This is a genomic window from Stutzerimonas balearica DSM 6083, from assembly GCF_000818015.1.
GTDB classification, from domain to species: Bacteria; Pseudomonadota; Gammaproteobacteria; order Pseudomonadales; family Pseudomonadaceae; genus Stutzerimonas; species Stutzerimonas balearica.
This window is the reverse complement of the sequence record NZ_CP007511.1, coordinates 1,600,796-1,615,324: the sequence shown is the minus strand read 5'-3', so window position 1 is coordinate 1,615,324 and position 14,529 is coordinate 1,600,796. Positions and strand designations below refer to the sequence as shown.

11 protein-coding genes are annotated in these 14,529 nt (G+C 64.7%); 8 read left to right on the top strand and 3 right to left on the bottom strand.

Going from position 1 to position 14,529, the window contains the following annotated elements:
* Positions 1-215 precede the first annotated feature (215 nt).
* Positions 216-2,138 (top strand): transglycosylase SLT domain-containing protein, encoded by a 1,923-nt coding sequence (locus CL52_RS07420; RefSeq protein WP_043219496.1) that lies wholly within the window; start codon positions 216-218, stop codon positions 2,136-2,138.
* Positions 2,139-2,142: 4 nt separating this feature from the next.
* Here the strand turns inward: CL52_RS07420 and CL52_RS07415 are convergent, their stop codons facing one another.
* The 3 genes from CL52_RS07415 to yegS form a co-directional block, all read right to left on the bottom strand.
* Positions 2,143-2,946 carry an MOSC domain-containing protein gene (locus tag CL52_RS07415; RefSeq protein ID WP_043219495.1) on the bottom strand — a complete coding sequence of 268 codons (804 nt, stop codon included), beginning with the start codon at positions 2,944-2,946 and terminating at the stop codon, positions 2,143-2,145.
* A gap of 48 nt (positions 2,947-2,994) precedes the next feature.
* On the bottom strand, positions 2,995-3,927 hold the full coding sequence (locus tag CL52_RS07410) for a chemotaxis protein CheV (RefSeq protein WP_041106029.1): 933 nt from the start codon (positions 3,925-3,927) through the stop codon (positions 2,995-2,997).
* An 89-nt stretch (positions 3,928-4,016) separates the two neighbouring features.
* Positions 4,017-4,916: a lipid kinase YegS gene (gene yegS, locus CL52_RS07405; RefSeq protein WP_041106030.1), complete on the bottom strand. Its 900-nt coding sequence runs from the start codon at positions 4,914-4,916 to the stop codon at positions 4,017-4,019.
* 376 nt (positions 4,917-5,292) lie between these two features.
* Between yegS and CL52_RS07400 the strand changes: the two genes are divergently transcribed.
* The 7 genes from CL52_RS07400 (at position 5,293) to CL52_RS07370 (ending at position 14,488) form a co-directional block, all read left to right on the top strand.
* Positions 5,293-6,726 (top strand): undecaprenyl-phosphate glucose phosphotransferase, encoded by a 1,434-nt coding sequence (locus CL52_RS07400; protein ID WP_041106033.1) that lies wholly within the window; start codon positions 5,293-5,295, stop codon positions 6,724-6,726.
* A gap of 150 nt (positions 6,727-6,876) precedes the next feature.
* Positions 6,877-7,314, top strand: a complete 438-nt coding sequence (locus CL52_RS07395) for a low molecular weight protein-tyrosine-phosphatase (RefSeq protein ID WP_041106035.1) — start codon at positions 6,877-6,879, stop codon at positions 7,312-7,314.
* Positions 7,315-7,330: 16 nt separating this feature from the next.
* Positions 7,331-9,541 (top strand): polysaccharide biosynthesis tyrosine autokinase, encoded by a 2,211-nt coding sequence (locus CL52_RS07390; protein ID WP_041106037.1) that lies wholly within the window; start codon positions 7,331-7,333, stop codon positions 9,539-9,541.
* A 126-nt stretch (positions 9,542-9,667) separates the two neighbouring features.
* On the top strand, positions 9,668-10,738 hold the full coding sequence (locus CL52_RS07385) for a glycoside hydrolase family 5 protein (RefSeq protein ID WP_043219491.1): 1,071 nt from the start codon (positions 9,668-9,670) through the stop codon (positions 10,736-10,738).
* Positions 10,739-10,756: 18 nt separating this feature from the next.
* Positions 10,757-11,944 carry a polysaccharide pyruvyl transferase family protein gene (locus CL52_RS07380; protein ID WP_043219487.1) on the top strand — a complete coding sequence of 396 codons (1,188 nt, stop codon included), beginning with the start codon at positions 10,757-10,759 and terminating at the stop codon, positions 11,942-11,944.
* A 2-nt stretch (positions 11,945-11,946) separates the two neighbouring features.
* Complete coding sequence (locus CL52_RS07375) at positions 11,947-13,179, top strand: oligosaccharide flippase family protein (protein ID WP_043219485.1); 1,233 nt, start codon at positions 11,947-11,949, stop codon at positions 13,177-13,179.
* A 58-nt stretch (positions 13,180-13,237) separates the two neighbouring features.
* Positions 13,238-14,488, top strand: a complete 1,251-nt coding sequence (locus tag CL52_RS07370) for a Coenzyme F420 hydrogenase/dehydrogenase, beta subunit C-terminal domain (protein ID WP_043219481.1) — start codon at positions 13,238-13,240, stop codon at positions 14,486-14,488.
* Positions 14,489-14,529: the final 41 nt, after the last annotated feature.

The following is a 14,529-nucleotide window of genomic DNA, read 5'->3' as shown; positions in this document are numbered from 1 at the left end:
GAAAACAGGGCGCGCATTCTAGCAGACGGCAAGGCGAACCCGGCCCTGGCTCAGCTCTCGCACAGCCGGCCCGTGCCGTCTACGTTGCGGCCTGGATGTCGTTCGTCGGCGGCGTTGTTTTCTCGCGCCGGCCAGCCGATAGCACGTTTAACTGCCTCGGGCGGCAAGCTAAGCTAGTGCCCGTGGTCCCCCGCTCCATCTGCCCCGGAAGTTTCATGCGCAGTCGACTCCCCCGCCTCCTGCTGTCCCTGCTGATCACCACCCTCGCGCTCCAGGCTACCGCCGCGAGCCTGGAGCAGCAGCGTCGCTACTACGACGAAGCCAAGCGGGCGCTGGAGAAAGGCGACAGCGGGCCTTATCGTCGCTATGCCTCCGTACTGCGGGATTACCCGCTGGAGCCGTACCTCGCCTACGACGAGCTGACCGCTCGCCTGAAAAGCGCCAGCAACGCCGATGTCGAGAAGTTTCTCGCCGAGCACGGCGACCTGCCCCAGATCGGTTGGCTCAAGCTGCGCTGGCTGCGCCTGCTGGCCGCGCGTGGCGACTGGAAGACCTTTCTCGCCTATTACGACCCCAAGCTCAATTTCACCGAACTCGACTGCCTGTTCGGTCAGTACCAGGTCAGCCATTCGGTCGCCGAGGGCGACAACACCGCGGAGAAGCTCTGGCTGGTCGGCAAGTCGCAGCCGGAGGCCTGTGACGCACTGTTCGAGATGTGGCAGGCACGCGGCGGGCTCACCGAGGAGCGTCGCTGGAAACGCACCAAGCTGGCCGTGGAGAACGGCAACTATGGCCTGGCCAGCTACCTGATCAAGCAGCTCACCAGCCACCGGGCCTATGGCGAGCTGCTGCTCGAAGTGGCGCAGAAACCTCAGCTACTGAGCCAGACCGAGCGCTTCGCCAGCGGCAACACGGCCATGGCCGACGTGGTCTCGATCGGCCTGCGCCGCCTGGCCCGTCAGGATCCGGAAAAGGCGCTCGGCCTGCTCGACAGCTACGCCCGGCGCATGGCCTTCTCGGCCGAGGAGAAGGTTGCCATCGCCCGGCAGATCGGCCTGACGCTGGCGCGGCGCTTCGACAGTCGCGCCCTGCAAGTCATGGCCGAATACGACCCCGAACTGCGCGACAACACCGTCAGCGAGTGGCGTGCGCGGCTGCTGCTGCGCCTGGGCCGCTGGGACGATGCCTACGCCCTGACCAGTCGCTTCCCCGAAGACCTGGCCAAGACCAACCGCTGGCGCTACTGGCGCGCACGCAGCCTGGAGCTGAAGGAACCGAACAGTCCGCAAGCCATCTCGCTCTATGCCCCGGTCGCCAAGGAGCGGGACTTCTATGGCTTTCTGTCGGCCGACCGTATCCAGGCCCCGTACAAGCTCAACCACCAGCCTTTGAACCTGCCGCCAAAGGTGATGCAGAAGGTGCGCAACACCGCCGGCATCCGGCGGGCCCTGGAATTTCATGCCCGCGGACAGATCGTCGACGGCCGTCGGGAGTGGTATCACGTCAGCCGCCTGTTTGACCGCGACGAGCTGGTCGCCCAGGCGCAGCTGGCTTACGAAAAGGGTTGGTACTTCCCGGCGATCCGCACGATCAGCCAGGCCCAGTACTGGGACGACCTGGACATCCGCTTTCCGATGGCCCATCGCGGCACCCTGGTCAAGGCCGCTCGCGCACGCGAAATCCACCCCAGCTGGGCCTTCGCGATTACCCGACAGGAAAGCGCCTTCATGGCCGACGCACGTTCGCACGTCGGTGCCACCGGGCTGATGCAGCTGATGCCGGCCACGGCCAAGGAAACCGCGCGGCGCTTCGGTATTCCGCTGTCGTCAACCCAGCAGGTACTCAACCCGGACGTCAACATCCAGCTCGGCACCGCCTACCTCAGCCAGATCTACAACCAGTTCAACGGCAACCGGGTCCTTGCCTCGGCCGCCTACAACGCCGGCCCCGGGCGGGTTCGCCAGTGGTTGCGCAACGCCGAGCATCTCTCGTTCGACGTCTGGGTCGAGAACATCCCCTTCGACGAGACCCGCCAGTACGTGCAGAACGTGCTGACCTACTCGGTCATCTACGGGCAGAAGCTCAATACACCGCAGCCGCTGGTGGAATGGCACGAGCGTTACTTCGAGGGCCAGTGAGCCCTCACTCGAGCACTTCGACGGGCATACCGACCGCCAACTCGCCAGGTCGCTCGGCGATCAGGTTCTGGCCGAAGAACACGCCACCCTCGCCTTTGCGGTAGCCCAGCAGCGTGGTCAGCGGCTCGCGGTCCGCTGCGCGCTCGGCGGTCAGCAGGTCGATCGTGGGGATCACGCAACGCGAACAGGGCTTGACCACCCGCAGCTCCAAGTCGCCGATACGGATGCGTTTCCAGCGGTCCTCGGCATACGGTTCGGCTCCGGCGACCACCAGGTTGGGACGAAAGCGCAGCATCTTCAGCGGACGTCCGACGCGCTCGATCAGATCATCCAGCGAGGCCTGGCCGATCAGCAGGAAGGGAAAACCGTCACTGAAGGCCGCTCGCTCGCCCGGCCGGGCATAGTTCCGGTCGATCTGGATGCCCTGCTCGGCCGGCAGATAAACCAGGCGGCACGGGCGCTGCAGCCAGTCGCTCAGCCAGGCGGCCGCGGCATCACCGGCATCCGGCACACTGAGCGTCTCCTTCCAGATCAGCACACCGCAGCGCGGGCTGTCCGCGCCGGGAACCTTCACTTCGATAGGCGATTGGCCCGGCGCCGTCAGGCCCAGTGTGTCGGCTGCCAGCCAGCGCGCCTGGAGCAAGGTCATCTGCGGCAGCAGGCGCTGGGTCAGGAAGCGCCCACTCTGCGCATCGACCAGCATCCAGCGCCGATCGCCGACCAGACCAAGCGAGTCGGTTCGTGCCGCTGACAGGGACTCGCCAGCGGCCGACTTGAGGGCAAAGCGGTAGATCGAGGAAAGCTGCATGCGACGCCTCCAACGGCAGGGAAGCGCCGCAGCATAACGCAGGCCGCGTCAGTGCGGTTCGTCGCGCTGCAAGCGATCGCGCACCACGTCGACGAGCTTTTCCGGCTGGAACTTGGAAAGGAAGTTGTCGCAGCCGACCTTCTGCACCATCGCCTGGTTGAACGAACCGGACAGCGAGGTGTGCAGCACCACGTAGAGGTCGCGCATGCGTGGGTCATGGCGGATCTCGGTGGTCAGCCGATAGCCGTCCATCTCCGGCATTTCGGCATCCGTGAAGACCATCAGCAGCTTGTCGGTCAGCACTTCACCGGCATCGGCCCAGGCGCGCAGCATGTTCAGCCCCTTGAGGCCGTCGGTGGCGGTATGGATCGTCACGCCGAGCTGCACCAGGGTATCGCGCAGCTGGGCCAGGGCGACGCTCGAATCGTCGACGCAAAGCACTTCGCGACCGCGCGCGCGCTCGAGCAGCGGGTCGGCCAGGCGTTCGGCCGGAATGCTGGTGTCGTAGGGGACGATCTCGGCGAGGACCTTCTCCACATCAATCACCTCGACCAGCTCGTTCTCGACCTTGGTGATCGCGGTGAGGTAATGCTGGCGGCCAGCGGTGCTCGGCGGCGGCATCACCTCGTCCCAGTTCAGGTTGAGAATGCGGTCGACGCTGCCAACCAGAAACGCCTGCACGGTACGGTTGTATTCGGTGACGATGATGGTGCTGCGCTCATCGGGCACCAGCGGGCGCAGGCCGATCGCCAGGGACAGATCGATCACCGGCAGCGTCTGGCCGCGCAGGTTGATCACCCCGCACACCGAGCTGTGGCGATGCGGCATTAGCGTCATCTTCGGTAGCTGGACGACTTCCTGCACCTTGAACACGTTGATCGCGAACTTCTGCCGCCCGGCCAGCCGGAACATGAGGATTTCCAGGCGGTTCTGCCCCACCAGACGGGTACGTTGATCGACTGAGTCGAGAATTCCGGCCATGGCGGACTCCTTGGTTAACGCGGGATACCGAGGTATCGGCCGCGTCGCGCCAGGCTTTACCGTTGCAGGCGGATTTCTCGCAGCCGGCGTCAGTTGCCGACAAGCAGCGGGGAGCCGGCCGGCAGGTGCATGCGCAATGCTCGCGGGCGCACGCCGAAGCGCAGCTGCTCGCCGAGCACCGGCTCGCCATCGAGATTGACGTCGATCGGCTGCGGGGCGTCGATCTCCAGCCAGGGCACCCGCGCGCTGACTGAAACAGCGTCGACCCCGAGCAGCCCGCCGCTGAGCAGCGTGCCGAGCGTACCGACGGCGTCGTCCGGCGCCGGCACGATGCACACATCGAGCAGGCCGTCATCCACTTGTGCCTGCGGGCACAGCAGCTGACCGCCGCCGGCCTGCCTGCCGTTGCCGACGCCAAAGGCCAGAAAGTCGCCTTCCCAGTCGAAGCCCGGCCCGCGGAACCGGCCGTGCGCCGAGCCGATCTCTGCGAAGCGCGTCAGCCCGGTCAACAGGTAGGCGCCGCCGCCCAGCACACGCTTGAGCTCTTCGGAGGTACTGGAGGTGACCCGGCTGCCGAATCCGCCGGTGGCCATGTTGACGAACGGCTCACCGTTCATCTCGCCGAGGTCGATGAGTACCGGCGGCTCATCGAGCAGGGCAAGCGCCTCCCCCGGCACCAGGGAAATGCCGGCGGCGCGCGCGAAGTCGTTGGCGGTACCCAATGGCATCAGCGCCAGGCTGGCATCGCTGCCACTGGCGACGAGCGCCTGCACCGTCTCGCGCAAGGTTCCGTCGCCACCGCCGGCGATCAGCGTGCGGTAGCCGGCAGCCAGCGCTTCATGCACCAGGCGCTCGGTATCACCCGGCTCCCAGGTCACGCGTACCGCCAGCTCCCAGCCGAGTTCACGCTGCAGCGTGACCGCCTCGCGAACGTCGGCATTGGACGCCTGCTTGCCGTGCAGGATCAGCAGTGCCTTGGGTGGATTCATCGAACGCATCCTTCTGCGGTTGTTGCGCATGAGACTGAACCCGGAAACGAAAGTTTGTGCCGTGCTGCGTCGCCCGGAATTAATCCAAAACTTCGATAGGACGCGCCCAACGCGTTCACCTTCGTCGCCTAGCAGGCAACCGCTCTAAAAGCGCCCTTCTATTCATTTCCCATACAAATCAGTCACTTACGCAGGCAAATCGAAGTTCGTTATTTTTCCGACGACACGACGAGAGCGACTGAACTCCTGTTGGGCCCCAGGGTCGGAGCAGGAGTCCCGAGTCGGTTGCGATAGCGGCCTGCCATCAAGGCCGGCATCCGCGGGCGATTAATTCGAGCGTTGAGTCAGCTGCTTTAGCTGAGGAAGGAGCCTTGTAATGCGTTTACAGTCCGTTGGAACCCTTGAGTATGCTCACCCAAGCTTCGTTGATTACTTTCTCGCCAGCATCCGGCTGATTCACGGCCTGACGGCGATCCTGCCCGGGCTCCTGCTGCTCCTTCTGCTGCCCGATCTGCCGTCGTCCGGCGGTCCGTTCAGTGCCTTTCTGGTGTTCTTCGGGGTGATCTCGGTGATCATCTTCCAGTCGCTGGGCATCTATAGCGAGGAGGTGTTCAGCACCCTGTTGCGCTTCCGCATCATGCTGCTGGCCTGGGCCGCCGCGTTCAGCCTGCTGATCTTCATGCACCAGGGCATGGGCATGTTCAGCTACCTGCAGAGCGAGCACCTGGCATTCTGGTTCTTCACCAGCCTGGCGCTGTTCGGTGCCGAACGGCTGGCCATGCTTTCGCTGTTCCGCCGCCGCATGGCGCGCGGCATGTACCTGCAGAACGCGGTGATTCTCGGCGGCACGGATAACGGTATCCGCGTGGCCGAATACCTGCAGCACAACCGCGACATCCGCACCGGCGTGCTCGGCTTCATCGACGACCGACTGGAACGCCTGCCGTCCGAGCTGGCGAACCTGCCGCTGCTGGGCAACACCCGTGATCTGGAACGCATGATCCGCGAGGAAAAGGTCACCCAGGTCCTGGTCGCCCTGCCCTGGTTCGCCGACAGCCGTATCGGCCAGGTCATCGACCACCTGCGCCAGCTGCCGGTAAACGTGCTGCTGGTACCGGACATGGTTGCCTTCCGCCGGGCCAACAAGCGCATCACCGAGGTTGCCGGCCTGCCGACGCTGATCGCCTCCGACGTGCCCCTGCGCGGCTGGTCGCCATTCTTCAAGCGCCTCGAGGACATCGTGCTGTCGAGCATCGCCCTGCTCTTCGCGGCTCCGGTGATGCTGGTCGTGGCGCTGGCGATCAAGCTCGACTCGCCCGGCCCGGTGCTGTTCAAGCAGAAGCGCTACGGCTACAACAACCGCCTGATCGAAGTGTTCAAGTTCCGCTCGATGTACCACGAGAAGAGCGACGCCAACGCCGACCGGCAGACCACGCGCGGCGACGACCGCATCACCCGCGTCGGGCACTTCATCCGCAAGACCAGCCTGGACGAACTGCCACAGCTGCTCAACGTGTTCCTCGGCAGCATGTCGATGGTCGGCCCGCGCCCGCATGCCACCGCGACCAAGGCCGCTGGCGTGCTGTTCGAAGAAGCCGTGGCCGAATACTCGGCACGTCATCGGGTCAAGCCAGGGATCACCGGCTGGGCACAGATCAACGGCTACCGCGGCGAAACCGACACGCTCGAGAAGATCGAGAAGCGCGTCGAGTACGACCTCGACTACATCGAGCGTTGGTCCGTCTGGTTCGACATCTACATCCTCCTGCGCACCGTTCCCGCGCTGCTGTCGAACAAGGACGTGTACTGATAACGCGCCCGCGCCGGTCACCCGCAAAGGGCCGTCACACATGGCTCGCCGGCGCCGCGATCAGGGAGGAACTAATGGCGACAGACACTATCTCATTTGCGTTCCAAATCGGCGGGCCCTCGCGGGCCGGCCGGTGAGGCAGAGTTTTTTATGTTCAACAACATTCTCATCGTCTGTGTCGGAAACATCTGCCGAAGCCCGATGGCCGAAGCGATGCTCCAGCACAGGCTCAGTGGAAAGGGCCTGACGATCAGTTCGGCAGGTATCGGCGCACTAGTAGGTAACCCGATGGACAAGACCGCACACGAGGTTTTGCAGGAGCACGGGCTGGAGCATACGGCCCACCGGGCGCGGCAGGTGGATGCCCACATGCTGCACGAGGCCGATCTCATCCTCGCCATGGAAAACAGCCACATCCACCACATCCGCCAGATGGCACCCGAGGTCCATGGCAAGACCTTCCTGATCGGCAAATGGCGGGACGACATGGAGATCCCCGATCCCTACCGCCAGTCCAAGCCTGCATTCGATCACGTACACACGCTTCTGACGCAAGCCGTCGAAAGCTGGATTCCTTACCTGAAATAAAGAAGAAGGAACTTCAATGACCACCATGCCTCGCCCGATCTACGAGACCAAAGAGGAAAAGGACATTGACCTTGCCCACCTCTTTGACACCTTCATCAACAACCGCGTGCTGATCCTTGGCATCACCGGCTTCTTCGCCGCGCTGGGCATCGCCTATGCGCTGCTGGCAACCCCGGTATACCTGGCCAGCGCCATGATCCAGATCGAACCGAAGACCGGCCTGCCCAGCCTGACCGATGTGGTCAACACCAACCCGCCGGTATCTCCGGCACAGACCGAGATCGCCCTGCTCAAGTCGCGCTCGGTCGTGGGTGGCGCGGTCGAGAACCTGAACCTGGACATCATCATCAAGCCGCACCACTTCCCGATCATCGGCGGCTTCATGGCACGTCGCTTCGAGCCGACCGAAGAGAACGAGCTGGGCTGGTACCCGGCCGGCTTCGACGCCTATGCCTGGGGCGGCGAGAAGCTGAAAATCACGCTGCTCGAAGTGCCGGACAAGATGCACGGCGAAGAGCTGACCCTCGAGGCCGCGGAGAACAACGGTTTCATCCTGCGCGATACCGATGACGAAGTGGTCGCCCAGGGCGTGGTTGGCGAACCGGTCGAGACCGAGGACTACCGCATCAACGTAGAAGAGCTGCTGGCGCGCCCCGGCACCACCTTCACGGTGATCAAGAACCGCACCTACAACACCACCGAGGACTACCAGAACCGCCTGTCCGCCGGCGAGCATGGCAAGCAGTCGGGCATCGTCAACGTCACCCTCGAGGACACCAACCCCGAGCAGGCGGTACGCGTGCTCGAAGAAGTGGCCAGTCGCTACGTCCAGCAGAACGTCGCACGCAACGCCGCCGAAGCCACGCAGAGCCTGGAGTTCCTCGCCGAGCAGGTTCCGGCCGTACGCAAGAAGCTCGAATCGGCCCAGACGGCGCTGAACAAGTACCAGACCGGTTCGGGCACCGTCGACATCACCGCCGAGACGCAGTCGGTGCTCGATCGCATCGTCGACCTGGAAAAGCAGATCTCCGAGCAGAACCTCAAGCGCACCGAGATGGAGCGCCGCTTCACCCGCCAGCACCCGAACTTCCAGGCGCTGATGAACCAGATCAGCCAGCTGCAGGCGCAGAAGGCCGAACTGGAGAAGCAGATCGGTACGCTGCCCTCCACCCAGCAGGAGCTGCTGCGCCTGACGCGTGACGTGGAAGTTTCCTCGGAAACCTACTCGATGCTGCTGAACAAGACCCAGGAGCTGGACATCATCCGTGCCGGCACCGTGGGCAACGTGCGCATCATCGACCACGCTGCCGCGGACCTGGAAAACCCGGTCAAGCCGAACAAGCCGCTGGTGGTTATCGTGGCGACGCTGCTCGGCCTGATCCTCGCCACTGCCTTCGTCTATGTCCGCGAAGCGCTCAAGCGCGGCGTGGAAAACCCCGAAGACATCGAGCGCACCGGCACCCCGGTCTACGCGGCGATTCCGTTCAGCGACAAGCAGTCGGCCATCGAGAAGCGCCTGGCGAACTTCAAGCGCGACAAGAGCACGGCTTCCTACCTGCTGACGGTGAACGACCCGGCGGATCTGGCCACCGAAGCGATGCGCAGCCTGCGCACCAGCCTGCACTTCGCCATGATCGAGGCGAAGAACAACGTGCTGATGATTACCGGCCCGAGCCCGGCGGTCGGCAAGTCGTTCGTCACCACCAACCTCGCGGCGGTGATCGCCCAGTCCGGCAAGCGCGTGCTGCTGGTCGACGCCGACATGCGCAAGGGCTATCTGCACAAGGTCATGCGCTGCGACGGCAACAAGGGTCTGTCCGACATCCTGTCCGGCCGCATCACCCTGTTCGACGCGATCCAGAAGACCCAGCTGAACAACCTGCACGTGATCACCCACGGCCAGCTGCCGCCGAACCCGTCGGAACTGCTGATGCACGAGAACTTCTCCCGTTTCGTCAAGGAAGTCGGGACCATGTACGACCTGGTGATCTTCGACACCCCGCCGATCCTGGCCGTTACCGATGCGGCGCTGGTCGGCAGCCAGGCCGGCACCACGCTGATGGTCACCCGCTACGGCATGAACGGCGTCAAGGAAATCGAAGCCGCCAAGCGCCGCCTCGAGCAGAACGGCCTGCTGGTCAAGGGCGTGATCTTCAACGCCGTGGTCCGCAAGGCATCCACCTACGGCGAGTACGGTTACTACCAGTACGAGTACGTGAGCAAGTGATGCTCCGGGCGATGCGGCTGCCCGCCGTATCGCCCCGCAACGCGAGCCACGGCTCGCAGTTTTCCAGTCGCCTTTCCTGAGTCAGCAGTCTCAGCGGAAGGCTATTGCCCGAAGGCAGGCAGTTCGATGATTCCTCGCACAACTCTCCGACAGGTGACGCGCCTGGTACTGGCGGCGGCACTGGCCGGTTCGGCGCCCTGGGCGGCCGCGCGCGACGAAGGCGGCAGTGCCGGTATCGACCTGATCGGCGTGAACCTGTCCGGCGCCGGCTTCGCCCCGCATGTGGTCCCGGGCAAGCACGGCACGAACTACTTCTACCCCGAGAAGCGCCACTTCAAGTACTACGCCGACAAGGGTATCCGCCTGATCCGCTTCCCGTTCATCTGGGAGCGCGTGCAGCACAACCTTGGCGAAGACCTGGACGGCGAACAGCTCCGGCTGCTCAAACGGACCCTCGACTTCGCCATGCAGCATGGGCAGAAAGTCATCCTCGACATGCACAACTACGGGCGCTATCAGGGCCACCTGATCGGCTCCAGCGACGTGCCCTACGCGGCCTATGCCGAGGTCTGGCAAAAACTGGCCAAGCGCTTCGGCGGGCACCCGGCGCTGCTCGGCTACGACATCATGAACGAGCCGCACGGCACGGTCGGGCTCTGGCCGGGCGCGGCGCAGGCGGCGGTCGATGCCATCCGCGAAGTCGATCAGCAAACGCTGATCTTCGTCGAGGGCGAGCGCTGGTCGAGCGCCTATCACTGGCCGCTGGTCAACGCCAACTTCCTGGTCAAGGACCCGGCCGAGCGCATCGTCTACGAAGCGCACCTGTACTTCGACGAGGACTTCTCCGGCAAGTACCTGCCAGGCAAGAGCCGCAACATCGACCCGATGCTCGGGGTCGAACGCGCCCGCCCCTTCGTCGAGTGGCTGCAGAAGCACGGCCAGAAGGGCTTTCTCGGCGAATACGGCATCCCGGACGACCTGCCCGAAGCGAGCGTGGCCATGGACAACCTGCTCGCCTACCTCAATGACAACTGCATCCCGAGCGCCTACTGGGCCGGTGGTCCGGGCTGGGGCCAGTACCGGCTCGCGATCGAACCGCGCGACGGGCAGGACCGCCCGCAGATGGCGATCCTGCAGAAGCACCTTGCCAACGACTGCGCCGCCTTCGGCCCCTCTCCCGCGCCAAGCGCTGACTGATCCTGGAGTACCCACACGATGAAATTCGGACTGCTTTGGCACTCGTTCTCTTCCGGCAACCTCGGCGTCGGCGCGCTGAGCATTTCCAACATGCTGCTGATCGACGAGGCGGCCCGCCGCTGCGGGATCAACGCGGAATTCCTGATCATCGGCTCGTCCGGCCCCTGCGATTACCCGCCGTCGAGCGAGCGCTTCAAGTACGAGTTCATCGAGTTCAACGAGAAGACGCTGCTGAAGAACCCGCACGGTCTGTACAAGGCGATCGCCTCCTGCGACGCGATTTTCGACATTGGCGAGGGCGACAGCTTCTCGGACATCTACGGCGTCAAGCGCCTGATCAAGCTCCTGGTCAGCAAGGGCATGGCGCTCGGTGCCCGCGTGCCGCTGATCCTCTCGCCACAGACCATCGGCCCGTTCAAATCGGACTGGGGCACGCGCGCGGCAGCCTGGGTGATGAAAAAAAGCAGCATGGTCTTCGCCCGCGACCACCAGTCCTTTGCCGTGCTCGAACAGCTCGGCGTGCCCAACCGCGACGAGGTGATCGACGTCGCCTTCCACCTGCCCTTCGAGCGGCAGACCGAGGCGCGCGATCCGGCCCGCCTGGCGGTGGGCATCAGCGTCTCGGCGCTGCTGCACCACGGCGGCTACGAAGGCACCGCCAACCAGTTCGGCCTGCGCGCCGACTACAAGGCGCTGACCGACGAGCTGATCCAGACGCTGTTCGAGCGCGGGCATGAGGTCCACCTGGTGCCTCACGTGATTCCGCTCGGCTTCCCGGCCGAGGACGATTTCAGCGTGTCGCAGGCGCTGCAGAAGCGCTACCCGGCGCTCAAGCTGGCCCCACGCTTCCGCGGCCCGATCGAGGCGAAGAGTTACATCAGTGGGCTGGATTTCTTCATCGGCGCGCGCATGCACGCGACCATCGGTGCGTTCTCCGCAGGCGTGCCGGTCGTGCCGCTGGCCTACAGCCGCAAGTTCGCCGGGCTCTACCAGTCGCTCGACTACCACCGCGTGGTGGACCTGAAAACCGAGACGACCGAAAGCGCGCTGACCGCCGTGCTGGCGCACCTGGACGAGCGCGAACAGCTCAAGGCCGAGGTCGCCGCCAGCGGCGCGATCATCCGCCGCAAGCTGGATGCCTACAGTGATGCGCTCGAGCGCATCCTGCTGTCGCTGCACCAGAGCCAGGCGGTCTACCAGAGATAACCATGCGCGATCATGCCCTGATGGGAGTCACCACGGCGGCCCGTACCGCCGTGCAGCTGGGCACGCTACTGATCCTGGCAAGGACGCTCGGCCCCTCGGACTTCGGTTTCATTTCCATCGTCATCACCTGGTCGACCATCGTCGCCCTGGTGACCGACTACGGCTTCGGCATGCGCGCGCTGCGCGACATCGGCGCCGAGCGCGAGCGTGCCGGCGAGATCATGTCGGCCAGCCTTGCCGCCAAGAGCGTGCTGGTGCTGCCGGCCTGCCTGATCCTGCTGCCGGTGATCCTCTTCGTGCTCGAGCTGACCAGCGCCGAGCGCATCGCGGCCGTGCTGTTCCTGCTCGGCACGCTGGCCTCGTCCTACGGCGACCTCGCGCTGACGGTGTTCCGCAGCATCGGCCAGTTCCAGCGCGAAACCCGCATCGTCGTGGTGACCGCCCTGTTGCACTTCGTCTTCATCGGCCTGGCCATCCTCTTGCGCAACGAGGTCATCGCCATCGGTATGGCCTTCCTGGCGTCGCGCCTGATCTACGCCGCCGGCGCATTGCGCGCGCTGTCGAAGATCGTGGCGCTGGGCGGCATGCTGCAGACTTCGCGCCGCACGCTGGCCGAACGCTTCCGCACCTCGACGAGCTTCGCCGTGGACAGCGGCGCGACGAACATCTTCGCTCAGCTCGACGTGATCCTCGTCAACCACCTCGCCGGGCGCGAGGCCGCGGGCATCTACTTCGCCGGGTCGCGTCTGGTACAGGGCGCGGTGCCGTTCAGCGTACTGCTGGCCAGCGTGCACATCCCGCGCTTCGCCCATCTGCTGCATCACGACAGCCCGGGCCTGCGCCGCTACGGCGCACGCATCCTCGCCGAATACGTCGGGCTGGGCCTGGCACTGGCGCTGGGCTTCTACCTGGTCGGGCCGCTCTTCACCGATTACTTCCTCGGCGCCGGCTACGCCGAACTCCACACGCTTTGGCTGGCCTTCGCCTGCTTCACCGCGGCGCGCTTCGTCGCAGCCGGCCTGGGGGTGCAGCTGATGGCCATGGGGACAGGTTTTTTGCGCACGTTTGGAATCATTTTCTCCGGCGTTGTCACAGTGACCTGTTACTGGGTCTTCATCCCCCGTCACGGCATACAGGCGGCGCCCTGGGTCTCCACCCTCGGCATGGTCGTCCTGACGCTCATTTACGGTTATGCGGTGCAGAACATCTACCGCAAGCGGCGGGCAGCCGCATGACCGGCATCGTCAAACACCGGGCCGCCGACCGTGGCCCGCAGCTCAAGGGAAGGCTGCTATGAAAGCGCTACTCGATCGTGTCCTGAAAAACGACCTGTGCAGTGGCTGCGGCATGTGCAGCTCGGTGGCGTCCGACGACGCCCTGCGCATGCGCCTGAACGCCGACGGCTACCACCGTCCGGCGCTCAACCCGGCGTATCGGGACAAGGAAATCGCCGATGCGCCAACCACCGGTGCCTTTGCCAAGTCATGCCCGGCGTTGAACCTGGACATCCGGCCGTACAAGTCGAAGAACTACCACCCGATCTGGGGCGAGATCCTCGACACCCTCAAGGGCTACGCGGCCGACGACGAGATCCGCCAGGCCGGCTCGTCCGGGGGCGTGATCTCGGCGCTGGCGCAGTACTGCCTGGACCGCAAGCTGGTCGACGGCGTCATCCAGATCCAGGCCTCACAGCAGGACCCGCTGGAAAACGTGGCGATCATCAGCCGCTCGCGGCAGAACGTCATCGCCTCCTCCGGCTCGCGCTATGCGCCCGCCTCGCCTGCCGAAGCGCTGCGCTGGGTGGCGATGTCCACGGAGAAGTACCTGTTCGTCGGCAAGCCCTGCGACGTCGCCGCGGTTCGCCAGATGCAGGCGCACAACCCGCGGCTGAAAGAGAACATCCCCTACGTCGTGTCCTTCATGTGCGCCGGTACGCCGAGCCTGCATGGCACCGAGCAGGTGCTGGAAAAACTCGACGCCAAGCGCGAGGACGTCACCGCGTTCCGCTATCGCGGCGACGGCTGGCCGGGCCTGACCAAGGCCACGCTGAAGAACGGCGAAGCACGCACCATGACCTACAACGACTCCTGGGGAAAGGTGCTCAACCGCCATCTGCAGACGCGCTGCAAGATCTGCCCGGACGGCATCGGCGAGTTCGCCGACATCGTCTGTGCCGACGGCTGGGAAGGCGATGAAAAGGGCTACCCGTCGTTCGAAGAACGCGAAGGCAATTCCTTGATTCTGGTCCGTACGCCGAACGGTCGCGAACTTTTTCGCAACGCCGAGGCCGATGGTGTTGTCAAAGCCGAGGCCTTCGACACGGGCAGCATCTTCGCGATCCAGCCGTTCCAGTACTACCGGCGCACGACGATCCTGCCACGCCTCTGGGCGATGAAGCTGCTGATGTTGAAAACCCCGAGCTACAAGGGCTTCGAGCTCGGCAAGGGGATGCGGGAGATCGGTCTGTATCAGAGTTTCAAGGCCTTTACCGGCCTGTTGGTGCGCCGCAAGAAGATCAAGCGCCGCGCGCTGGAAACTGCGTGATCCAGCCGGCGAACAAGGAACCCAAACCTAAGGATTCAGGT